The 22121-nt window shown below is 58.7% G+C and carries 17 protein-coding genes and 1 pseudogene; 10 read left to right on the top strand and 8 right to left on the bottom strand.

Features of this window, described 5'->3' with window-relative positions; all coding sequences use genetic code 11:
- Window positions 1-156 precede the first annotated feature (156 nt).
- From G536_RS0119880 to G536_RS0119865, 4 genes are read left to right on the top strand one after another with little or no spacing between them, the layout of a single operon-like run.
- On the top strand, window positions 157-864 hold the full coding sequence (locus G536_RS0119880) for an ABC transporter ATP-binding protein (protein ID WP_022825361.1): 708 nt from the start codon (window positions 157-159) through the stop codon (window positions 862-864).
- Between the two features lie 3 nt (window positions 865-867).
- Window positions 868-2286, top strand: a complete 1419-nt coding sequence (locus G536_RS0119875; RefSeq protein WP_022825360.1) for an ABC transporter permease — start codon at window positions 868-870, stop codon at window positions 2284-2286.
- 4 nt (window positions 2287-2290) lie between these two features.
- Window positions 2291-3673: an ABC transporter permease gene (locus G536_RS29030; protein ID WP_022825359.1), complete on the top strand. Its 1383-nt coding sequence runs from the start codon at window positions 2291-2293 to the stop codon at window positions 3671-3673.
- 55 nt (window positions 3674-3728) lie between these two features.
- Window positions 3729-4793, top strand: a complete 1065-nt coding sequence (locus tag G536_RS0119865) for a M14 family metallopeptidase (protein ID WP_022825358.1) — start codon at window positions 3729-3731, stop codon at window positions 4791-4793.
- A gap of 287 nt (window positions 4794-5080) precedes the next feature.
- Here G536_RS0119865 and G536_RS0119860 read toward each other — a convergent pair whose 3' ends face one another.
- The gene (locus G536_RS0119860) at window positions 5081-6526 is read right to left on the bottom strand and encodes a phytoene desaturase family protein (RefSeq protein WP_026880404.1); all 1446 of its coding nucleotides are present in this window, start codon (window positions 6524-6526) and stop codon (window positions 5081-5083) included.
- A 202-nt stretch (window positions 6527-6728) separates the two neighbouring features.
- On the opposite strand from G536_RS0119860, the gene G536_RS0119855 reads away from it, so the two are divergent.
- Entirely contained in the window at window positions 6729-8993 is a 2265-nt protein-coding gene (locus G536_RS0119855; protein WP_022825356.1) for a heavy metal translocating P-type ATPase, read from the top strand.
- Window positions 8994-9094: 101 nt separating this feature from the next.
- Here G536_RS0119855 and G536_RS0119850 read toward each other — a convergent pair whose 3' ends face one another.
- Complete coding sequence (locus tag G536_RS0119850; protein ID WP_022825355.1) at window positions 9095-9604, bottom strand: hypothetical protein; 510 nt, start codon at window positions 9602-9604, stop codon at window positions 9095-9097.
- A 192-nt stretch (window positions 9605-9796) separates the two neighbouring features.
- Here G536_RS0119850 and G536_RS29025 point away from each other — a divergent pair, with 192 nt between their 5' ends.
- Together G536_RS29025 and G536_RS0119840 are read left to right on the top strand one after the other, a co-directional pair.
- Window positions 9797-10600: an SDR family NAD(P)-dependent oxidoreductase gene (locus G536_RS29025; RefSeq protein ID WP_022825354.1), complete on the top strand. Its 804-nt coding sequence runs from the start codon at window positions 9797-9799 to the stop codon at window positions 10598-10600.
- 157 nt (window positions 10601-10757) lie between these two features.
- Window positions 10758-11489, top strand: coding sequence for an SDR family NAD(P)-dependent oxidoreductase (locus G536_RS0119840; protein ID WP_026880403.1), 732 nt, complete (start codon window positions 10758-10760; stop codon window positions 11487-11489).
- Between the two features lie 95 nt (window positions 11490-11584).
- Here the strand turns inward: G536_RS0119840 and G536_RS0119835 are convergent, their stop codons facing one another.
- On the bottom strand, window positions 11585-11947 hold the full coding sequence (locus G536_RS0119835) for a hypothetical protein (RefSeq protein WP_022825352.1): 363 nt from the start codon (window positions 11945-11947) through the stop codon (window positions 11585-11587).
- A gap of 303 nt (window positions 11948-12250) precedes the next feature.
- On the opposite strand from G536_RS0119835, the gene G536_RS29020 reads away from it, so the two are divergent.
- Window positions 12251-12853, top strand: coding sequence for a C40 family peptidase (locus G536_RS29020; RefSeq protein ID WP_022825351.1), 603 nt, complete (start codon window positions 12251-12253; stop codon window positions 12851-12853).
- Window positions 12854-13030: 177 nt separating this feature from the next.
- Window positions 13031-13384: pseudogene (locus G536_RS33000) on the top strand (YkvA family protein); the annotation flags it as partial.
- 439 nt (window positions 13385-13823) lie between these two features.
- On the opposite strand, the gene G536_RS0119820 reads toward G536_RS33000, so the two are convergent.
- From G536_RS0119820 to G536_RS0119800, 5 genes are all read right to left on the bottom strand, one after another.
- A complete protein-coding gene (locus G536_RS0119820) occupies window positions 13824-14087 on the bottom strand; it encodes an acyl carrier protein (RefSeq protein WP_022825349.1) in 264 nt (87 codons plus the stop codon).
- Between the two features lie 127 nt (window positions 14088-14214).
- A complete protein-coding gene (locus tag G536_RS0119815) occupies window positions 14215-17631 on the bottom strand; it encodes an efflux RND transporter permease subunit (protein ID WP_022825348.1) in 3417 nt (1138 codons plus the stop codon).
- 191 nt (window positions 17632-17822) lie between these two features.
- Window positions 17823-18962, bottom strand: a complete 1140-nt coding sequence (locus G536_RS0119810) for an efflux RND transporter periplasmic adaptor subunit (RefSeq protein ID WP_022825347.1) — start codon at window positions 18960-18962, stop codon at window positions 17823-17825.
- Between the two features lie 61 nt (window positions 18963-19023).
- Window positions 19024-20724, bottom strand: coding sequence for a TolC family protein (locus G536_RS30985; protein ID WP_022825346.1), 1701 nt, complete (start codon window positions 20722-20724; stop codon window positions 19024-19026).
- 24 nt (window positions 20725-20748) lie between these two features.
- On the bottom strand, window positions 20749-21363 hold the full coding sequence (locus G536_RS0119800) for a TetR/AcrR family transcriptional regulator (RefSeq protein ID WP_022825345.1): 615 nt from the start codon (window positions 21361-21363) through the stop codon (window positions 20749-20751).
- A 249-nt stretch (window positions 21364-21612) separates the two neighbouring features.
- On the opposite strand from G536_RS0119800, the gene ispF reads away from it, so the two are divergent.
- The gene (ispF, locus tag G536_RS0119795) at window positions 21613-22092 is read left to right on the top strand and encodes a 2-C-methyl-D-erythritol 2,4-cyclodiphosphate synthase (protein ID WP_022825344.1); all 480 of its coding nucleotides are present in this window, start codon (window positions 21613-21615) and stop codon (window positions 22090-22092) included.
- The last annotated feature ends 29 nt before the right edge of the window (window positions 22093-22121 follow it).

Below are 22121 nucleotides of genomic sequence, written 5' to 3'. Positions count from 1 at the left end.
AGATTAGCCAGAGCAAGTAAGACACACCATCAGAACGTCATGCTGAGCTTGCCGAAGCATCTCTCCCGCTTAGGCCTCATAGCAGGATTTACCACTACGGGAGAGATGCTTCGGCAAGCTCAGCATGACGGCCTTTTACTAATCGAAAATCACCCTATGACCTACCTTCTCGAAGCCCGGGAACTGCGCAAGCAGTACGCCGATAAGCTGGCCTTGCGCGAACTGAACTTGCAGATTGCGCCAGGCGAAATTTTCTGCTTGCTGGGCCAGAATGGGGCCGGCAAGTCCACGACCATCAACCTGTTTCTGGGCTTCATTGCCCCGACTTCGGGCGCAGCCTTTGTGGGTGGGCTGGAAGTGGCCGCCAACCCGCTCGAAATCAAGAAGCACCTGGCATACATTCCGGAAAACGTGATGCTCTACCCCCATTTGTCGGGGCTGGAAAACCTGGCTTTGTTTAGCAGTTTGGCGGGCTTCAAATACCCAGAGAGCGAGCTGCTAGCCTACCTCACCGATGCCGGCCTGCCCACGGAAGCCGTACGGCGGCGGGTGGGCACCTACTCCAAGGGCATGCGCCAGAAGGTGGGCATTGCCATTGCCGTTGCCAAGCACGCCAAGGTGCTGCTGCTCGATGAGCCTACCTCCGGCCTCGACCCCAAAGCCAGCAACGAGTTTTCGGAGTTGCTACGCCGCCTTAGCGAGCAGGGCACGGCCGTGCTCATGGCCACCCACGACATTTTCAGGGCCAAGGAAGTGGGCACCCGCGTGGGCATCATGCGCGAAGGCGAGCTGGTGGACGTGCGCCCCACCGCCACCTTGAACGCGCAAGAGCTGGAGCAGCTCTACCTCACCTACATGAACTAGCCGATGATACAGACCATTGCGCAAAAAGAATTTGTCAGCACCCTGCGCGACCGGCGCTTTGCGGTGCTCAGCGGGCTGGTGCTGCTCTTGCTGCTGGCGGCCACACTGGTGGGCCGAGCCTCGTACCGCACCCTGCAACAGGAGCGCCAACTGGCCCAGCAAACCGTGAACGACCAGTTTCGCAACCAGCCGGCCCGGCACCCGCACCGCGTGGCCCACTACGGCTCGTTTGCGTTCCGGCCAAAGTCGGGGCTGAGCTTGCTGGATTCCGGCGTGGACTCCTTTACCGGCAGCGTCGCGTACCTGGAGGCCCACCAGCAGAACAGCATCAACTTCAGCCAAGCCCAGCAGGCCGGTTCGCTTATTCGGTTTGGGGAAATGACGGTGGCCTTTGTGCTGCAACTGCTGGTGCCGCTGCTGATTATTTTCCTGTGTTTTGGGGCCTTCACGGAGGAGCGCGAAACGGGCACCCTCAAGCTGCTGCTCAGCCAAGGCGTAACCTTGCGGCAGGTAGCCTGGGGCAAAATTGTGGGCTACAGCCGGGCGGTGGCGCTGGTGGTAGCACCGGCCCTGGTGCTGGCGGCGGCGTTGCTGTTTACCGGCGAAGAGTTCACCGGCGGCCCCGATTTGGTGGCGCGCTTGGTGCTGTTTGTGGTCGGTTACGCGGTGTACTTCTTTGTGTTTGTGGTGGGGGCGGTGGTAGTATCGGCCTGGCAGGCCAGCTCCCGCGCGGCCCTGATTACGCTGCTGGGCTTCTGGATTCTGGGCTGCATTATTCTGCCCAAAGCCACCGCCAACCTGGGCGCCACGCTCTACCCCACCATCACCAAAGCCCAGATGGACGCCGAGGTGCACGAGCAGGCCCAGCACGGCATTGATGGCCACGACCCGCACGACCAACGCGCGGAAGCCCTGAAGGCGGCCCTGCTGAAGAAGTACGGCGTTGACTCAGAGGAAAAGCTGCCGGTGAGTTTGGCCGGGGTGCAGATGGCAGCCGGCGAGGAATATTCGGCCAAGGTGTATCAGCAGCATTTTGCGGCCCTCAATGCCACCTACGAGCAACAAAACCGCCTCTCCAACTGGGCCGGGTTGCTGAACCCCTACCAAGCCATCCGGCCGCTCTCGATGGGCTTAGCCGGCTCTGATTTTGCGCATTACGTGCACTTCCAGCAGGCCGCCGAAGCCTACCGCTACGGGCTGGTGCAGCGCCTAAACGGCCTACAAGCCAGCATGGGCCACGGCGACAAAGAGCGCCGCCTCGGGGCCGACACCTGGCGTGAGCTGCCGGTCTTCACGTACCAGGCGCCTTCGCTGGGCTGGGTGCTCCCGCGCCTGCTGCTGCCGGTGGCGGCCCTGCTGCTTTGGGCTGTGGGCTTGTGCTGGCTGGGACTGCGCCTGATTTCTAAAACGTCTGTTGCCTAAGCTGATGCGCGTATTCTGGATATTATTTGCCGCCGAGTGGCGCCACTTCCGGGCGGCCAAGGGCCTGGTTTTGCTTTGCGGACTGCTACTGGCCACGGGTGTCTACGGCATCTACTACGGCACCACCGAAATAGAGCGGCAACGGCAGCAACTGGCCGCCCTGCCCGAGCTAACCCACCGCAACGTGGAGGAGCTGAAAGTGAAGTTCCCCGGCCCGGCCGACGCCGGCGACATCGGGTACTACCACTCCACCTTCGCCGTGCACCACCCCGACCCGTGGGCCGCCCTCTCCCTGGGCCTCCGCGACGTGAACCCCAGCTACGTGAAGCTGCGCCTGCTGGGCCTCCAAAACCAGCTCTATGCCACCGATAACACCAACCCCATGAAGCTGCTCAGCGGCAACTTCGACCTGGCTTTTGTGCTGGTGTATCTGCTGCCGTTGTTGGTCGTTGCCTTGAGCTTCAATTTGCTGTCCAGTGAGCGGGAAGAAGGCATTTTGCCGCTGCTGCTGGCCCAGCCCATTCGGTCGGCCACGGTTATTGCCGCCAAGCTGGCCTTCCGGGTGGCGCTGGTGCTGGGGCTGGTGTGGCTGCTGTCGGGGGTAGGCATGGCGTGGGCCGGGGTACCGTTGGATGGCCGCGTGTTTAGCTGGCTGGCGCTTAGCACCTTGTATTGCTTGTTCTGGTTTGGGGTGGTGCTGGTGGTCACGGCCTTGCAGCGCACCTCGGCCGTGAATGCCGTGGCGCTGCTGGGCGTGTGGCTGGCGTTGGTGGTGCTGGTACCCAGCCTGCTGAGCTTGGGCGTGGCGGCGGCCCGCCCGCTGCCGCAAGGCATCGAGTTGACCATCAAGCAGCGCGAGGAAATCCACGGCGGTTGGGACCGACCCAAAACGGAAACCATGAACCGCTTTTTCGCCCTTTACCCGCAGTGGCGCGACACAGCTACTATTCGGGAGCGGTTCGTGTGGCGCTGGTACTACGCCTTCCAGCACCTCGGCGACCTGGCCGTGGCGCCGCAAGCCGCCGCCTACGCCACCGGCCTGCAAGCGCGCCACAACCTAGTAGAAACCCTCAACCTGCTTTCCCCGGCCATCAACGCCCAAACCAGCCTCAACGCCCTGGCCGGCTCCGACCTACCTACGCACCTGGCTTTCCAGCGCAGCGCCACCCGCTACCACGATTCGCTACGGGCGTTTTACTACCCCTTTCTGTTCCGCAAAGTGGAATTCACCCACGCTGACTACGCCCAGGAGCCCCGGCATTCCTTCACCAGCCAGCCGGAGCTAGCTACCGCCCAGCACGGGCTTTTGAAGCTGCTGCTGAGCGTGGCAGCCGTGTACGGACTGGGGTTGATGCTGCTGCGGGTGCGCCCGGTTTCGCCGCGCTAGGAGGTTGTAAACACGCTCCAAGCCGCTGGCTTTTTCTTTACCTGATTGCCTTTCAATGTTGATTTTACTGCGTTTTTGCCTGCTGCTTACTGGTTTTCTTGTTGTAAACACCTCCCTCGTAGCCGCACCCCGCAAGCCTTTTCAATTCAACGGCAAGTCAATAGCGCCGGGCCAGAAGCTGGCCGTGCTGCTGTCGGTAATTGATGGGCGCGACACAGCGGTGGTGCCCGTGACGGTGTTCCAGGGGCGTAAGCCGGGGCCGGTGCTGGGCATCATTGCCGGGGTGCACGGCTATGAGTACCCGCCCATTCTGGCGGCTCAGCAGCTGGCGCGAGAACTGGACCCCACCCAACTCAGCGGCACGGTTATTCTGGTGCATCTGGCTAACGTGTCGGGCTTCCTGGGGCGTAGCGTAAACGTCAACCCTCAGGACAACAAGAACTTGAACCGGGTATTTCCGGGCAAGGCCAACGGTACCGTCACCGAGCGGCTGGCTTGGCTGCTAAGCAACGACATCATTGGCCGCTGCAACTATGTGGTGGACGTGCACGCCGGCGACGCCCCCGAAGACCTGCGCCCTTACGCCGGCTACTACAACTACTTCGATACCCCCGAGCTATCCGAAAAAGGCCGGCAAATGGCCGTGGCCATGGGCTTTCCCTACGTAATTCAGTTCGGCAACGAGCCCACGCTCAAGGCGGAAAGCGTATACTGTTCCCGCGAAGCCATCAAGCGAGGCATTCCGGCGGCCGATATTGAGTGTGGCCGCCTGGGCATGCCCGAGGCCGAAAACGTGGCTCTTATCGGGCAGGCGCTGCACCGGCTGCTAGTGCATTTGCGCATCGAGGAAGGCACCCTACCCGCCGCCCCGGCCCCCTATCTGGTTACCCGGCGCGTGAGCATCGACAGCCAGCATACCGGCTTTTTCTTCCCCCAAGTGAAAGCCGGCGAGTTTATTTACAAAGGCCGCAAGCTAGGCTACGTAACTGACCTATTCGGCAACCACCTGACTGACGTAGTAGCGCCCATCAACGGGGTGGTGTTGCTGATGACGGCCACGCCACCCATCAACAAAGGCGACAATCTGTTCACCATCGGCGAAGCACCCAGGCCAGAGTAACCGCAGCCAATAGGCCCTCCAGCCTACACCCACAGTTGCCGCGCCCCCGTTCGACATTCTAACCTATGTGGACAGCAACCTAACAAAAGCAGTCATGCAGAGGCAGAGCCGAAGCATCTCGCGTGCTGACGCAGGATTACTAATCTAACGTCAGCACGCGAGATGCTTCGGCTCTGCCTCTGCATGACGGACCTTCGATTATAATCTGCTGTAGACTATTTACTGTCCACACAGCCTAGAGTATCGGGCCGGGGCGCAGTTCCATAATTACCTGATTACATAGGCTCCTAATACAAAGGGGCGGGTTTTAAGTGAAACACGTCGCGCAGGGCGCGGCTGGCGGCGTGGTAGCCGCACATGCCGTGCACCCCCCCGCCGGGCGGCGTGGCCGACGAGCACAAATACAGCCCGGCTTGCGAGGTGCGGTAGGGCGAGGCGCGCAGCGCGGGGCGGGTGAAGAGCTGGGTGAGGTCGAGCAGGCCCCCGTTGATGTCGCCGCCCACGTAGTTGGGGTTGTGGGCTTCCATTTGAGCGGGGTTGAAGGTGTGGCGGCCGATGATTCGCTCCCGGAAGCCGGGTGCAAACCGCTCCACCTGCTGTTCAATGGCGGTGGTCATGTCCTGCGTCGAACCATTCGGGACGTGGCAGTAGGCCCAGGCGGTGTGCTTGCCGGCCGGGGCGCGCGTATCGTCGAAGAGACTTTGCTGGGCCAGCAACACGAACGGCTTGGCGGGGTGCTGACCGGCGGCACTGGCTTTTTCGCCGGCGGCAATTTCTTCCAGCGTCCCGCCCAAGTGCACCGTGCCGGCTTGGTGGCAGCCTTCGGCCGTGAACGGAATCGGGGCGTCCAGGGCCCAATCCACTTTGAACACGCCCATGCCGTAGCGGTAGCGCCGCAGTTGCCACTGATAGATACTGGAGAGCTTGTGCCCGGCTAGTTGCAGCAATTGGGCCGGCGTGATGTCCAGCAGCACCGCTTTGGCTGAGGGCAGCTGTGCTGAGGACCGAATGAAGGTGCCGGTTTCAATTTGTCCACCCAGGGCCACGAAGTGCGCCACCAGCGCATCGGCAATTTGCTGCGAGCCGCCTTTGGGCAGCGGCCAGCCCTTGCGGTGAGCGGCCGTCAGCAGCACCAAGCCAATGGCCGAAGTGGTCAGGTTTTCCAGCGGCTGAATGGCGTGGGCGGCCATGCCGGCAAACAATCCGCGCGCTTCTTTGGTCTGGAAACGCTTGGTCAGCAGCGTAGCCGGTTGCAGGGCCGACAAGCCGAACCGGGCCATATCGAGCGGGTGGTTGGGCACGTGCAACGGGGCCAGGATGTCGGGGGCCAGGTTCGGCCAACTCTTCACGATGGGTTCCAGCAGCTGCCGATAGGCGCGTTCGTCGGCGCCCAGGCTCCGGGCGGTGTCAGCCAGGGAGTTGACCACTGTGGCGGCCGTGCCGTCGTCGAAGGGGTGCGCGGCAGCAACGGGAGGCGTGATGTACTCCAGGCCGTATTGCGCCAGCGGCAAGGTTTGGAAAAAGGGCGAGGCGGCGGCCAGTGGGTGAATGGCCGAGCAGATGTCGTGGCGGAAGCCAGGCAAGGTTAGCTCGGCGGTGCGCAAACCGCCGCCCAGTTCTTTCTTGCCTTCGAGCAGCAGCACCGACAAGCCCGCCTGTTGCAGCACAATGGCCGCCGCCAGCCCGTTCGGGCCCGAGCCCACTACTACTGCATCGTATTCGGAATTGCGCATCAGGGGTTGGTTTACGGCCAGCGAGGCTGCCGGGGCAATTTCCTGGGCAACATCCGCGGGTTGGGGCACTAGAAATTATGTAGGTCTTGTTCAAGATTACGTACTGCCCGGCGCGGTGGCTGGCCGTTCCTTTGTATTGCCTTTACGCTGTACGGCAACTGTACGCCAAAATAGGCCTACCGCTTTTATTTCGCTGATTTATATGTCTTCCACTCCCAAAACTACCACCCTCGACATCGAAGGAATGACGTGCGCGTCGTGCGCGTCGTTCGTGGAGAAGTCGTTGAGCCGCACGCCCGGCGTGCAAAGTGCCCTTGTCAATTTCGCCACCGAAAAAGCCACCATCCACTACCTACCCGACCAAGCCAGCCCGGCCACGCTGAAAGAGGCCGTGGTGCAGGCCGGCTACGGCGTGGTGGAGCGCGCCCCCGACACCAGCGCCGCTGACCGGAGTGCCGAGCTGGACCACCAAAAAGCCCTAGCGTATCAGCAGCTGAAGCGCCGTTTCTGGGTGGCGCTGGGGCTGGCCATGGTGATTATGCCGCTGAGTATGCTGATGCTGTGGCCCGCCCTGATGCAGCGTCTAAACGTGCAGTGGTTGAACTACTTGCTGCTGGCTCTTACGCTGCCGGTGCTGCTCTACAGTGGCCGCGAGTTCTACGTATCGGCGTGGAACGGCTTGCGGCACCGCACCGCCAACATGGACACGCTGGTGGCCGTGGGCACGGGCGCAGCTTTTCTGTACAGCTTGGCCGCCACCGTGGCGCCGCACTTCTTTATGAGCCGCGGCCTCATGCCAGAGGTCTATTACGATACCACGGCCACCATCATTGCCCTGATTCTGTTGGGCAAGGTGCTGGAAATGCGGGCCAAAACCCAAACCTCGGCGGCCATGAAAGCCTTGCTGGGTTTACAAGTGAAAACCGCCCGCGTAGTGCGCCCCAACGGCCAGGAGCTGGACGTGCCCATCGAGCAGGTGCAGCTTGGCGATACGCTGGTGGTACGGCCTGGCGAAAAAATAGCCACCGACGGTATCCTGACCGAAGGCTATTCGTCGGTTGATGAGGCCATGCTGACCGGGGAGAGTTTGCCCGTCGAGAAAAAAGCAGGCGACCCGGTGTTCGGGGCCACTCTCAACAAAACCGGCTCCTTTCGCTTTCGGGTAACCAAAGTAGGCGCCGACACGCTGCTTTCCCAGATAGTGAAGCTGGTGGAAGACGCCCAAGGCAGCCGCGCCCCTATTCAGCGCCTCGCCGATAAAGTGAGTGCCGTATTTGTGCCCACGGTGGTGATTATTGCTATTCTCACGTTTGCGGTGTGGTTCGGCCTCGCCCCAGAAGCCACCCGGTTGCCGCTGGCGCTGGTCAACTTTGTGGCGGTACTCATCATTGCCTGTCCCTGCGCGTTGGGGCTGGCCACGCCCACGGCCATCATGGTGGGTACTGGCAAAGGCGCCGAGCACGGCGTGCTGATTCGGAACGCCGAAGCGCTGGAAAAAGCCTATCAGGTGAACACCGTGCTGCTCGACAAAACCGGCACCATTACCAGCGGCCAGCCCACCGTCACCGATTTTGTGGCACCCAACCAAAGCGCCACTCAACTGCTCCCGTTAATAGCCGCTGTGGAGCGCCAGTCGGAGCACCCGCTGGCGGAGGCCGTGGTGCGCTACGCCGATACGCACAGCCCCGAGAAAGTAACTGCCACCGACTTTCAAGCCCTGGAAGGCCGCGGCGCATCGGCCACGGTAGCCGGCCAGCCCGTGCTCATCGGCAACCGGCGGCTGCTCACCGACGCTGGCATAGCGCTTTCACCGGCACTCACTGCGCAAGCCGAAAAGCTATTAGCCGAAGCCAAAACGGTGCTGTACGTGGCCGTAGCGGGCCAGGCCGTGGCGCTGCTGGGCGTGGCCGATACCGTGCGCGACACCTCGGCAGTGGCTATCCGCAAGCTGCAAGCGCTGGGTATTGAAGTGGTAATGATGACCGGCGACAACCCCCAAACGGCCGCTCAGGTAGCTAGCCAGGTGGGTATCAAGCGGTATTTCGCGGAAGTACTGCCCGCCGACAAGGCCAGCAAAGTGAAGGAACTGCAAGCGGAAGGCCGCGTGGTAGCCATGGTCGGCGACGGTATCAACGACGCACCAGCGCTGGCCCAGGCCGACATTGGCTTGGCCATCGGCTCGGGTACCGATGTGGCTCTGGAAGCAGCCGGTATCACGCTCATGCGCTCCGATTTGAACGGTGTGGTAACGGCCATTGAACTGTCGCGCCAGACCATCCGCACCATTCGACAGAACCTATTTTTCGCTTTCATCTACAACATCTTGGGCATTCCCATTGCGGCGGGGGTGCTGTATCCGATGTTCGGGATTTTGCTGTCCCCTATGCTGGCGGCGGCAGCTATGGCCCTTAGCTCGGTATCGGTGCTAACCAACTCGTTGCGCCTGCGCGCTTTCCGCAGTCAGTAATAGCACTTGCTTTATAGCAAGCAGTTGCCTGCCCAGCAACAAAACGGCCCCGCTACTCCTAGGAGTGCAGGGCCGTTTTATTGTCGAGTTATCTTGTTGGCTTAGAAGCCGTTTTCGATGCCGTAGGTTGTATCAGAGTTGTGCAGACCGGCAGAAGCACCGCGGTACACCGATTCGTTGCTGGATTTCCACTTCGAATCCTCAGATTTCTTGGGATTGTAGGGCGCATAGATGTCCGATGATGCTTTGGATTTCTTGCTCCGCAATGCCAGCCAGCTCAGGCCGCTCACGAGTAGAGCGCCACCAATTACTTTCTGCTGGGTGGTCAGGCTGTTGAACTGGTCTACGGCTTTCGAGCCGAGGTCTTTCACTGACTGGGGCAATTGGTTCAGGTTCACGTTTTTCAGCAGCTCATCTTGGTTCAGCCACGACTTACGCTGGGTGTCCTGCGGCTGACTGCCTTCTGCCGTAGAGGCCGAAGCAGTAGGCTGGCTGGTCGTGGTTTCAAACGAATCGTCGTTTACGTTGCCGAGCGACGCTGCTGTGTCGGTGAGGCTATCGGTAGCAGATAGGGAAGAACCGGTCGGGTTTACTTGATTGTGCTTGGCCATGATTGATAACTTAAAAGGTACAACGGAAGGAAAGCCTGACTACTGAACGGCTTTCGTGCGAGAGTATTCGTTGAAAACCAGCTGCGGGTTACGGTTTTACACAGATGATTTTTGCAGCCAAGCTCAACATAACCAGAGTAGCGATAAGCCAGTAAGCCTCACAGTACCCTCTACTTACCTAACCTTTCCACCATGTCTGCCGATTCTAATCTTTCCGTTGCTCTTATTACCGGTGCCGCCAGTGGCATTGGCCAAGAACTCGCCCATCTCTTCGCCAAAGACAAGTATCAGCTGGTACTGGTCGATCAGAACACCACGGGCCTCAACACTTTTGCCGAGCACTTGCGCACCGTACATCAGATTGAGCCCACGCTCATCACCCAAGACCTAAGCCACGACGGAGCTGCCCAGCGCGTGTACGACGAAGTGAAAGCCAAAGGCTTAGCCGTAGATATACTGGTAAACGACGCTGGTTTTGGCGAGTACGGCCCCTATTTGGAGTCTGACGTGGCTCGTAACCGCGCCGTAATTCACACCAATATTGTAGCCCTAGCCGAGCTGACCTTCCTGTTTGGGCGCGACATGGTATCACGCGGCAAAGGCCGGATTTTGCAGCTAGCTTCCACGGCCGCCTTCACCCCGTCGCCCAACATGGCGGTGTACTCGGCCACCAAATCCTTCGTGCTGAGCTTCTCGGAGGCTTTGGCCAACGAGCTGAAAGACTCCGGCGTAACCGTAACGGCCCTCTGTCCCGGCGCCACCGACACCGACTTCTTCGAGCGGGCCGGGGCCGAAAACACCCGTGCCGCCCACGGCGTCATGGGCCTTGCCGACCCTAAAGATGTAGCCAAAGACGGTTACGAGGCCCTGATGAAAGGCGAAACCCGCGTCATCTCCGGTATCACCAATAAAATCCAAGCCATGCTCACTAACATCACTCCCGACGGCTTGGTGGCGGCGGGGATGCGCAAGGTGTTTGAAGAGCCTTCCAAGTAAGAGTTTTTAAACTTATAGTCGAGGTTGCCGTTTCTCCGTTGGCCGCGGGGAAGCGGCAACTTTTTTTGTGGGGTAAAGGCAACAACTGGCGGCGAAGATGAAACCGATTTCTCTGCAACCAATAGCCTCTAGCCGGCACCCTCTTTCGACTTCAGCTATGCAGCGTTTCAAGAATAAGGTATGCCTCGTGACGGGCGCTACTTCGGGTATCGGGCGGGCAGTGGCCGTCCAAATGGGCCGCGAAGGTGGCTGCGTAGCCGTGCTGGGCCGCGACGTAGCCGATGGCAAGGAGGTGGTGAGTGAAATAAAGGCAGCCGGCGGCGACGCTATTTTCATTCGGGCCGATGTAGGCCGCGACGCCTCTTTGCAAGCTGCCGTGCAGAAGATTTTGGATGCCTGGGGTCGGGTGGATGTGCTGGTCAGTAACGCCGCCATGATGACCTTTAAGCCGCTGCTCAAGCTCGACCCCAAAGAATGGGACGAGGTAATGAACGTAAACTTACGGGCGCTGTTCCGGCTCACGCAGTTATGCTTGCCCCACATGAAGCGCGGCGCTATTGTGGCCGTTAGCTCGGTGCACGCCCATCAAACCACTCCTAATGTGGTACCCTATGCCGCCAGCAAAGGCGCCGTTGAGGCCTTCGTCCGTGGGCTGAGCTTGGAAATTCCGCATACCCACGCCCGCATCAACGCCGTGGCCCCGGGCGCCGTGGATACGCCCATGCTGTGGAGCAACCCCAACGTGAAAAGCGGCAAAGAGAAAATCACAGGCCAAGTAGGCACACCCAACGAACTAGCCGCCGCTATCTGCTTCATGGCTTCTCCCGAAGCCAACTTCGTCAATGGCACCACCCTAGTAGTAGACGGTGGCCGACTGGCTTCTTTATAAGGGGTAAAATAGTGAGATAGTGAAGTGGTGAGTTTGCTGTTCAAACCGCGCAAGTAGCGCAACTAGAATAGAAAACTCACTAGTTCACTATCTTACTATTTCGCCTTCGGTCCCTGGTGCATGTCGGCGGGGTTGGGTAGTGGCTGGCCACTAGTGTAAAGCGGGGCGTTGAGCAGGGCGGCCTCACGAGCGGCTATTTCGAAGGGAATATTGTAGTAGCCGTAGCGCGCCCAGCCCACTAGGTAGCGGCGCAGAAAGCCCAGTTTGCCGTGCTCTTCGAACTGCCGGATGTGCTCCATTTCATGGGCCACCCAATACGGGTCGTTCAAAAACTCCTCCCGGGTAGCCCCACTTAAGTGAATTTTATTGCCCAGCACCATAGCCACGCTCCGGGTGCCTAGCTTGAGGCGAGCCAGCCGGGCCAGGGGAGAATTCTCGATGATGATAGGTGACTTCATAAGGCAGGGAAAAGGCGGCGGATTATACGTTGCAAACCAGCAGATTGGTTGCGCGGGTTGCAAGCTCTTTTCAAGATTAAGTTGATCTTTTAGAAGAATATTATGTCATTTCGGTATCCAACTTTGGTTGTTGCCAATTTTAGAGCTTAGTTTGAATCATAGGTCGGAACAGAGTCCTCTCGATTTTGCCACCTTTTGTTGGTTTGTTACCTCCCTTTTTTCACCCCGCTTCTATCGAATAAGAAGTACTTCCCGGTTCCTTCGGCCACTCCGAAAACCACTTTTGCCACCCCACGACGGACAATGAAGAATATTCCCCTGTATTGCCTCGCCGCGGCCTCCATGGCCCTCTCCTTCTTCTTCGAAAAGACTCCTTCCTTCTCCGGCTCCCCGTCGGCCCCCGTTGCCGCCGAAGCCTCGTTGCTCTCCTTGTTCTCTGACGACGACAGCAAGAAACTCGAAGTTCCCGCCAACGACTCGGCTGCTTACGACTACTACGGTCAAGCCCTCGGCGTCAACCTCGCCCACACCGAAAACAAAACGTTGCTTCGTACCGTGCTCGACTGGATCGGCACTCCTTACCGCTACGGCAGCAACTCCAAAAAAGGCACCGACTGTTCGGGTTTCGTGACCCGCGTGTACCAGGAAGTATACGGCATCACGCTCCAGCGCAGTTCCCGCTCGATGTTCAGCAGCGTAAAGCACGTTGATAAAGACGCCATGGAAACCGGCGACTTGGTGTTCTTCCGCCGCGGCCCCGGCCAGCCTATCTACCACGTTGGCATCTACTTGAAAGACGGCAAATTTGCGCATTCTGCCTGCAGCGGTGGCGTGATGGTTAGCTCCCTGAAACAGGAATACTACCACCGCAATTTCTACGCCGCCGGCCGCGTCGAAACCAACTAACGGTTGCACAACAAGCAAGTATCCACTGAAACCCTGCCCTTCCGGAGCAGGGTTTTTTGTTGATTGCCAGCGCCTACCATTCCGGATAACTATTTTGCGCTGAAACAGTATAGGCAGGCAACAACGGTTGGGGCTACTTTTGCTCCGGTTCGTTTTCACTCTCACCCTACTTGTATCATGGCTAAGCAAACTCCCAAAGGCGACCAGGTGGCCTCGTCGGCGATATTCAAGAAATTTTTGGGCACCGCGGAAGAATACCTGAAGCGTCCAACCCGCGTAAAACAACTCCTCACCGACGCTTATAAGAAAGCCAGCGAAAAGAACGACATCGGTTCCATTGCCCACGAGGCTTGGGAAACGATGCAGACCCTGTTCCGACTGATTCGGGCATCGGTTTCGGGTGAATACACGCACCTGCCCACGTCTACAGTTATTGGAGCCGTTGCCGTTACGCTCTACTTCCTGAGCCCCATCGACCTGATTCCCGACTTTATTCCGGTGCTTGGCTTGCTCGACGACGTAGCGCTGGTAGCCTGGTTCAGCACCACCATCAAAGAGGAGATGGACAAGTTCGTGGAGTGGGAAAAAACCCAGCCTTCGGTGGCAGTAGTAGACAACGATTATAGTACTACCACTCCTACCGACAGCCACACTACCGCCACCGACGTAACACCTGCTCCCAAAGAAACGCCTAACACCGACTCTGGCCTAGGCTCTCCGGACAGCAGCACGCCGGGTCCGGCCAGCATTAGCACACCCGCACCCGCTTCTGATGCCGCGCCCCAAGCCGACGTATCGGCTAACACCACCGACAGCAGCCGCTACGGCAGCGACACCGGTTTCACCGGTGGCAATACGGGCGGCAACGTTCGGTAGACGCGCTGCGCTACTAACGCAACCACAATAGAAAAGGCCCGAAACAACTTGTTTCGGGCCTTTTCTATTGTGCAATGCAGTAGGTGTGTTTAGGCTATGCGGCGTGGGCGTGTGAGGCTACGTAGCTCACAAAGTCGCCAACGGTGGCCAGGGGCACTTCGTCGGGGATGGTGATGTGGAAGCTGCGTTCTAACTCAAGGATAATGTCGACAACATCGACCGTGTCGAAACCTAGCTCGCGGCTTAGGTCGCTACCGATACGCAGGCGCTGCGGCTTGATGGACTTGCGCTTGCTGATGATGCGCAGCACTTGCTGCTGAATAGATTTGGGGGCGAGAGTCGTTGTAGAAGAAACCATGAGAGAAACGACGAAGAACAAGGGTAATTAAAAAAGGAGGGCTGGGCTTTCTGGATGGCCCCTCCGCCCGTTCGGGCGAAGGAGTCCGTTGTTGCCAGAAATGGTTGCAAGCCGTTCCGAAAAGATTCTAAACTTCAGCTAACACCGGAGGGCGGGCAGCAGCCTTTTCCTCGGGAGTAACCGGACTCTCGGGCTCCTTCTTCAAGCGTAGCTTCAGGCTCTCGGTCATCAGGTACATCACGGGTACTACTACCAGCGTGATACCGGTGGCAAACACCAGACCGAAGATGATGGTCCAGGCCAGCGGGCCCCAGAACGTTACCGATTCGCCGCCGATGAAGAAGTTGGCGTGGCCGGAGTTGAACAGCTCGTAGAAGTCGATGTTCAGACCGATTGCCAGCGGAATCAAGCCCAGCGTGGCGGCCGTAGCCGTCAGGATTACCGGGTTGAGGCGGGTACGGCCGGCCAGCACAATGGCTTCGCGCAGCGGCATGCCCTGAGCCCGCAGAATGTCGGTGAATTCCACCAGCAGAATCCCGTTTTTCACCACGATACCAGCCAAGGCAATGATACCTACCCCGGTCATTACGATACTGATGTTCATGCCCGTAACGGCCAAGCCCAGCATTACCCCGATAACCGAGAACAGGATTTCGGTGAGGATGAGCAACGGCTTGCTCACCGAGTTGAACTGCATTACAAGCACCAGGAAGATAAGGCCAAAGGCGCCAATAGCTGCTACACCAAGGAAGTCACTGGTTTCCTGCTGGTCTTCCTGAGCACCGCCCATTTTCACGATGTAGCCCGGAGGCGCCTTGAACGACTTGAGGGCGGTTTCAATCTGCGCTACCACGTCGGGGCCGGTGAAGCCGTTGAGTACGTTGGAGCTGATGGTGATTACGCGCTTCACGTCTTTGCGCTTGATGCCGCCGTAAGTGGTGCCGTAGCGTACGTCAGCTACCGAGGCAATAGGTACCTGGCGGATGCTGCCGGTAGCGTCGCGGAAGGTTAGCGGCGAGTTCAGGATGGCGTCCACGTCGGAGCGGTAAGGCTCGGCGTAGCGCACCTGAATGGGGTACTCGTCGTCGGGGGTTTTGAACTTACTGGCTTCGGTACCATAGATGGCGGTGCGTACTTCCGAGCCAATCTGGGCGGTGCTGATGCCTTCGCGGTTGGCTCGAATCCGGTCGATGTCCACGGCAATTTCCGGGTTCCGGTCTTCCAGGTTGGAGCGCAACTGCTCGATACCCCCAATGTTCTTCGACTCCACGAAGCGGGTCACGTCCTTGGACAGCTTGATGAGCGTGGGGTAGTCGTCGCCGGCTACTTCAATGGCAATGGCCTTGCCAGTTGGGGGGCCACTAGCCTCTTGGTCCACCGAAATTTCGGTGCCCGGAATGCCTTTCACCACTTCCCGGATTTTATCCATATAAGTACTGGTGGCGGGGCCAGTCCGGTCGCTCAGCTCTTTGAAAGCTACGGCCACTTTGGCTAGGTTGGACTGCGAGGTGCCCGAAGCCGTGGCTTCGCCAGGGTCGCCGGCCCCGATGGCCACGTTGGTAATCACCGATTCCACGTCGGGGTTTTCTTTGCCGATTACCTTATAGATGCGCTGCTCCAGCACGCGGGCCACTGAGTCGGTTACTTCCACCCGCGTACCAACCGGCATTTTCAGGTAGGTGTACACGAATTTCGGGTCGCCACTGGGGAAGAACTCTACCTTCGGGCTACGTGCGCCTACGGCGAATATTGATACCACAAACAGCACCAGCATACTCACCATAATCAGGGCCGGGTGCTTGATGGCCCAGGTTACTACGCGGGCGTAGCCGTTCTGAAAGCGGGGCAACACCTTGGTTTGGAAACCCGCAATCAGGTGGATGAACACGAACTTATCGAGGAAGCATAACACGATGAGCGTCAGCATCAGGTTGCCGACAAACGTGGACCCGGCCACGTAGCCAATAGCCGCTATCAGGGTCATGACGCCCATGGCAATCAGGAAGTTCTTGGTCAGCTTGGGCTTGTTGTCTTCGGCGTGGTGGTCTTCGCGCTCCATGAAGCTCACGGCAAACACCGGGTTCATGATGAAGGCCACAATCAGCGACGACATCAGCGTGAGAATGAGCGTCACGGGGAGGTAGAACATGAACGACCCGACTATCCCCGGCCAGAACATGAGCGGCACGAACGGCGCTACCGTGGTGAGCGTACCGGCCAACACCGGAATGAACACTTCGCCTGCCGCGTATTTAGCCGCTTGGGCCGTGGTTAGGTTGGGGTGCTCATGGAGCAGGCGGTGGGTGTTTTCAATTACCACAATGGCGTCGTCCACCACAATACCCAAGGCCAGCAGGAAGCCGAACAGCACAATCATGTTCAGTGCGAAGCCAAACATAGGCAGCATCACGAAGGCCAAGAACATGGAAATCGGCACCGAAAGACCCACGAACAGCGCGTTGGTAGTGCCCATGAAGAACATCAGAATCAGCGTTACCAGAATAAAGCCGATGATGATGGTGTTAATCAGGTCATGGAGCGTAACACGGGTATCGTTGGAGGTATCGCCAGTGACGGTGATGGTCAGTTCGTTGGGCAAGCTGGTTTTCGAGTCCTTGATAATCTCCTTGATCTTATCGGAAGCGTCAATCAGGTTTTCGCCCTGGCGCTTGATAACGTTGAGGGTAACGGCCGTTTTGCCGTCGAGGCGGGCATAGGATTCCCGGTCTTTGAAGGCGTCGGTAACGGTAGCAATGTCGCCGAGGCGCACAGCCGAGCCGTTCAGGTTTTTCACCTGAATATTGGCAATGTCGGCGGCGCGGGCGTACTGACCGGCCACACGCACGGCGCGCTTCTGGTCGCCCACACTCACCGAACCACCCGAAATGGTGATGTTCTCGCGGGCAATGGCGGCGCTGATGTCGCTGAAGCCGAGGCGGGAAGCCCGCAGACGGTTCAGGTCCACGTCCACGTTCACCTGCTGGTCCAGGGCCCCGATGATGTCCACGCGGGTGATTTCGGGCAGGGCCTCAATCTTGTCCTGGAAGTCGTCGGCGTACTTTTTCAGCTGGTTAACCGGCAGGTTACCGGCCAAGTTGATGTTCATAATCGGCAGCTCCGACAGGTTCACTTCCTGCACGGTGGGCGGCGAGGGCAAGTCGTTGGGCAGCTCGTTGGCAGCCTTGTCTACGGCGTCCTTAATGAGCTGCTTGGCATACTGCACGTCCACACCGGAGTTGAACTCCACGTCCACGATGCAATAATCCTGGTTGGAGGTGGAGTTGATTTTCTTCACCCCGTTCACGCTCTTAATCTCCTTTTCGAGCTGGCGCGTTACCAGGTTTTCGATGTCGGTAGGCGAAGTACCGGGGTACACCGTGGCCACGATGATACGCGGAATCACGATGTCGGGGAATTTCTCCTTACCCAGCTTGATATAGGAGAAAATACCCATCACGCACAAAATGAGCGTGATAATATAAATGCTGGTCTTGTTATCAATGGACCAACTGGTTGGGCCAAACTCTTTTTCTGGATCCTGCATGAGTTCTGGTTTTGACGTTCTGAGGCGTGCTGGCGAAGGCCTCACCCCCTAGCCCCCTCTCCGAAAAGAGAGGGGGAACTAGTTTTTAATTTTCTAGCGCTGGTGTTTTACCAGTGGTATAGGATGGCTAGTAGGTAGGACTAGTTTCTCTCTCCGCATGGGAGGGCAGCAAGGGGGCAGCTTCTAACTCCTTACAGAGTCACCACCTGGCCCTCGTTCAGATTCTGGTAGCCCGCCGAAATAACCTGGTCGCCGGCTTGCAGGCCGTTGGTTACTTCCACTTTGCCGTTGTAGGTATTGCCTACTTTGATGATGCGTTTGGCGGCTACTTTCTTGCCGCCTTTGTCGTCTACCACCAGCACGTAGCTGCTCTGCTCGTCTTTCTGCACCAAGTCAACGGGCAGCACGGTGGCGTTTTGTTGAGCGTAGTTCAGGATGCGCACGTTGGCTACCATGTTGGGCCGCAGCTGCCCGGCTTTGTTGCCGCTCAGGCGCAGCTCGGTGGTGAAGGTCCGGCTGGTAGGATTGATGGTGCTGGTTACCACGCGCACAGTGGCAGGCAGTTCTTCGCCGCCCATATCCGGGATAGTTACTAAGGCTTTGTCGCCAGCTTTGATGCGGGAAGCGTAGGCCTCCGACACGTCCACCACGATTTTGCCGGTGCTGCCGCCGCTGAGCAGCTTCACCACAGGCGCACCGGGCGCTACGGTTTCGCCGAGCTTAGGCAGAACGTCATCCACGGTACCCGAAAACGGGGCTATTACGCTGTAGAGGGCCTTTTGTTGGTTGAGCGAAGCCAGGTTGCGCTGAAGTGCCTGGTAGTTGTTTTTGGCTTGCAGATACTGGATTTCGGTACCAATCTGCTGTTTCCAGAGGCGGTCCTGCTTTTCGTAAATCACGCGGGCCAAATCCATGCGGGTGCGCAGCTCGGCAATGCTAGCATCGAGCACTGAGGCGTCAACGGTAGCTAAGGTCTGGCCTTTGCTTACCCGGTCGCCGCGCTGCACGCGCAAGCTGGTGAGAGTACCAGCGGCGCGGGCACCTACCGTGGCGTTCTGGTCGAAATCAACGCGGCCTTGCAGCTCCAGGTAGCTCTTGAAGCTCTCGGGGGCCACTTTGATAACCGAAACCGGCGTGGTGATTACCGCCGCCGAATCGGCAGAGGCACCGGTTTTGGCTTCCAGCTCGGAAATCTTGGCCTGGTTGGCGGCTTGCTCCTGCTTAAGCTTGGCCAGCTCAGCCTTGGGGTCTTTGCTACCGCAAGCGGTGGTGAATAAGCTGATAGCTAGTAGCTGATAGCTGATAGCTTTCGTCAGGAAAAGGCGATTCATATAAGAAAGAAGAGAGTGTCGTCGGAGAAAAGCCAACAGCGAGCCGCTATCGGCTAACAGCTTACTTTTTGGCTTGGTTGTACAACTCGCCGGTGGCTTTGTCGCGGTCCACTTTGGCTACTAGCACGTCGTAAATGGCGGCGTAGTAGTTGGTTTGGGCTTCGCGCAGGGAGGTTTCGGCCGTTACCACTTCCAGGTTGGAGCCTACGCCCTCCTGAAATTTGATGCGCGACACGCGGGCCACGTCGGCGGCCAACTCCAGGTTGGCTTTCTGGCTATCCAGCACGTCGAGGGCGTTGATGAGCGTGGTGCGGCTCTGGGCATCCTGCAAGTCGATGGTCTGGCGCAGGGTTTCGAAGCCTTTCTCCAGGGTCTGCTGCTGAATGCGGGCCTGCTGCACCTGGTACTTGCGGCGGAAACCGTCGAACACCGGAATGTTCAGGGCTAAGCCCACGTTGCCAAAACCAAACCAGTTCTGGTTGGGGAAGCCGTTGGAAGAGCGGGCATCCGGTCCGCGGAAAGCAAACAAGTCGCCGGCACCCTTGCCCGAACCCGAGAAACCGTAGGCTGCCGTAGCCACCAAGCGCGGATAGGCACCGGCGCGGCGGTTAGCCAAATCGAGGCCAGCCAGGGCTTGTTGGGTTTCCAGCGTGCTGAACTCGATGCGGTTGTTGTAGTTGAAGGTGGCGCCTATTTGGCTGGTCCGGCCGCCACTAAGAGCAGACTGCTGGTCTTGCCGAGCCTGTTCGGAACCAGGGCTACCGGCGGTACCGCCAGCCGGAGCCGTAGGTAAGCCGCCTAGGCTGGTGTCGCCGCCGCCGGTGGCAAAGTTGGCGCTACCCAAGCGCTGGCGCAGGGCACCAGCATCTACCACAGCGGCTCCCAAAGAGTCCGTGAGCTGCACGGACTGATCCTGGGGCAAGCCCATCTGGAACTTCAACAAGGCCACGCTCAACTCGGTGAGGCGCTGCGCTTTCTGCTGCTCCACAATCAGGTTATTGCGCTGCACCCGCAGGCGGTCCACGTCCAGCTTCTCAGCAAAACCCGCCTTGAAGGTTTCGTTGGTTTGATAGAGCACTGTGTCGAGGCGCTGCACGTTGCGGGCCAGCAAGCCCAGGCGGGCGCGGGCTACCAGCGTGCTATAATACGCCTTACTCACTTGCTCTACCACGTCGATTTCGGCCTGCTGGGTTTGCTTCTTGGCCAAGTCTTCGTACACCTTGGCAGCGCGCAAGCCAATCAGGTAGGCCCCATCAAAAAGCAGCTGCGACACCGACGCGCTAGTGTTGCCTGCGTAACGCAACCCGAAGGCAAACGCCTGCGGCGGCACGGGTTCTGCGGGTAGCGCCACGGTACCCAAGTTCACGGTCCGGCCGCTTTGGGCGGCGGCAATATCGGCTTGCGTAAGGGTGGTGGCCGAGCCACCGCCGCCCAAAGCGCCGAAGTCTACCAGTGCCTTCTGGAGCTTGAAGTTGTCGGCCACGTTGGCGGCTACGTTCACCTGAGGCAAGCCAGCGGCTCTGATTTCGCCTACTTTGGCTTTGGCCGTTTGCTCGCCTAAGCGCGTGGACAGCAGACTCGACTTGTTTTTAACAGCATAATCGATGGCCTGCTGCAACGACAGCGGCACGATACCGGCGGCCGTAGCGACACCCAGAGTTGGCCGAGCGGCAGGAGTAGTGGTCTGCGCCAGGGCGGCTCCGGCAGGGGCCAACAGGCCCGGCCCGGCAGCCAGCAGCAAAACGCGGAGGTTGTTTTTCATATCAGGAAAAGCGGGAGATGTTGCTTATTCTTCTTCCGTCACGTGACGGTACTCGTTGACGAGCTTGTGCCCTTTGAGCGTGACCATGCCGAGCAGGAAATGCTCGTTGCAGGCAAAATGCACCCGAGAAGGGTCGAACTCGGAGTGCGGATAGATTTCGGGGTCGAATAGGATATCGATGTGCGCTAGGTGCAGGCGGGAGAGCACCTCCACATCGAGGTCGGCCCGGTAGAGGCCTTCTTGTACGCCGCGGCGTAGGTTATCTTGAATTTGGCTGAGGATATACTTGCTTTTGTGGGCGTGTAATAGCGACCAGCCGGCCGGATAATATTTGCGCAGGTCGTGGAGGGTAGCGGGATTTACATTAGCGAACTGGCGCTTGGCCCAGTCCATCATCAGTATCATTTCGTCTACGGCATTGCGGGCATTGCATATAATGCCTTCGCACTCGCCTTGCACCCCGTTCAGGTGGTTGGCCATAACGGCTGATACAATCTGGTCTTTGTTTTCAAACCACTTGTAAAGCGTCTTTTTCGAGATTCCTAAATGCGTAGCAATGTCATCCATCGATACGCTTTTGATGCCGTTGCGCGTGAAAAGCGTGAGGGCAGCGGATAAAATACGGTCTTTGATTTCCATGACTTCGGCAGCAAAGATACTGCGGAAACTTTTATCGGACCCAAAGTTTCCATATTTATTTTGCTATCCAATTGCATCCTGCTGTTCTGGCGTCCTCTAGCCTGACGAATCAGGACTGACTTTACTTTAAGCAGCGGCCACTTTTTTTCAATTGCACCGCATAACCTGGGCGCTAAGCTGAACCGTACCGGAGCGGTTCGGCGGTTGTTGTACCTTGCCGCTTCATTCGCTGTTATTCCCACTGATTCCATGAAAATCCGGACTGGCTTCGGCTACGACGTTCACCAGTTGCAGGAGGGTCTCCCCTTCTGGCTCGGCGGCATTCAGGTGCCGCACACCCACGGCGCCCTCGGCCATTCCGATGCCGACGTGCTCATTCACGTCATTTGCGACGCGCTGCTGGGCGCGGCCAACCTGCGCGACATCGGCTTCCACTTTCCCGACACCGACCCGCAGTACAAAGGCATTGACAGCAAGCGGCTGCTGGCCGAAGTGGTGCGCCTGCTCACGGAGCGCGGCTACACCATTTCCAACATCGACTCCACCATCTGCCTGGAAGCGCCCAAGGTGAACCCGCACATTGCGGAAATGCAGCGCGTGCTATCCGAGGTGATGGGCATCCCCACCGACGACATCAGCATCAAGGCCACCACCACCGAAAAACTAGGCTTCGTAGGCCGCCGCGAAGGTGTGGCCGCCTACGCTTCCGTCCTCATCGTGCAACCTTAGCAGAGATTTAGTGATTGAGTGACTTAGTG

The organism is Hymenobacter norwichensis DSM 15439, from assembly GCF_000420705.1.
GTDB classification, from domain to species: Bacteria; Bacteroidota; Bacteroidia; order Cytophagales; family Hymenobacteraceae; genus Hymenobacter; species Hymenobacter norwichensis.
Note: the sequence above shows the minus strand (reverse complement) of the source record. Positions and strands in the feature narration are given on the sequence as shown.